This window comes from Enterobacter cloacae complex sp. IR5450 (genome assembly GCF_049238665.1).
Classification (GTDB): domain Bacteria; phylum Pseudomonadota; class Gammaproteobacteria; order Enterobacterales; family Enterobacteriaceae; genus Enterobacter; species Enterobacter hormaechei_C.
In genome coordinates this window covers 1-943 of sequence record NZ_JBMKIC010000087.1, presented here as the reverse complement: position 1 = coordinate 943, position 943 = coordinate 1, and the positions used below count along the sequence as shown (strand labels likewise).

Annotated in this window: 3 protein-coding genes; all 3 read left to right on the top strand. The window is 53.7% G+C overall.

Annotation, left to right across the window (positions count from 1 at the left end; translation table 11 throughout):
* Positions 1-120, top strand: a 120-nt coding sequence (locus tag ACOTYB_RS24810; RefSeq protein WP_421765921.1) for a phage tail tube protein, incomplete at its 5' end; no start/stop codon positions are given.
* 38 nt (positions 121-158) lie between these two features.
* Positions 159-644: a phage tail assembly chaperone family protein, TAC gene (locus ACOTYB_RS24805; protein ID WP_200509960.1), complete on the top strand. Its 486-nt coding sequence runs from the start codon at positions 159-161 to the stop codon at positions 642-644.
* Between the two features lie 5 nt (positions 645-649).
* Complete coding sequence (locus ACOTYB_RS24800; RefSeq protein ID WP_016063024.1) at positions 650-820, top strand: hypothetical protein; 171 nt, start codon at positions 650-652, stop codon at positions 818-820.
* Positions 821-943 lie beyond the last annotated feature (123 nt).

Here is a 943-nt window from a genome sequence, read left to right as displayed (position 1 = left end):
TTCAAAGGCTATGTGTCCGACTTCCCGTTTGATTTTGCAGCAAACACGGTTGTTTCTACTTCTGCATCTGTCCAGCGCTCCGGATCTGCTGTTTGGGTGCCAAAAGTCGTGACCCCATAAAATCAGGGCGGCAACGCCCTCATTAATCAGGATAACTAATGAAATTAACACTTGATGCACTCAAGGAGTCCGGCGCGTTTACCGGTCGCCCGGTTGAGAAAGAAATCACCTGGACTCAGGGTGATAAAAAAATCACCGCGACCGTGTATGTCCGCCCGATGGGTTATCACACAGCAACGTCCGATGTGCTGGCTTTTGGGGGTAAGGTCGATGGTGTGGCAGGGCGTATCGCCGCATCCATCTGCGATGAACAGGGTAAACCCATCTTCACCCCGGCTGACATTACTGGTGAGGCCGATCCTGAACGTGGAGCACTCGATGGTGGCCTGACGGTAGCACTGCTTCTGGCCATTCAGGAAGTTAACGATCTGGGAAAGACTTCGAGCTCAGCGCCGAAGACGAATTCTGGTGCGAGCTCGTCCTCAACGGAATCGGAGGCAGAACAATCGCCGAAGCGCGGGAATCGCTCTCCTTCAAAGAGTCGCAGCTCTGGGCAAAGTACCGGGAACGATACGGAAGTCTGAACCCTATGTTGCGGGTTGAGTGGGGTGCCGGGCTGGTGAGCAGCATGATAGCCAACGTTAACAGAGACCCCAAGCGCCCACCATTCAACCCGACCGATTTCACACTGCACTTTACCAAAGTCAAAGCTGCTGATGGACCAATCTCGTTAGAGGAAGCCAGAGCCAGCTGGACATAATGCCGCCACCGGAGAGTTTATGGCTTCCAAATCACTTGGTACGCTGACAATCGACCTGATTGCAAAAACGGGCGGTTTTGTCTCCGGCCTTAATCAGGCAGAACGCGCCTCTGCAAAGTGGAG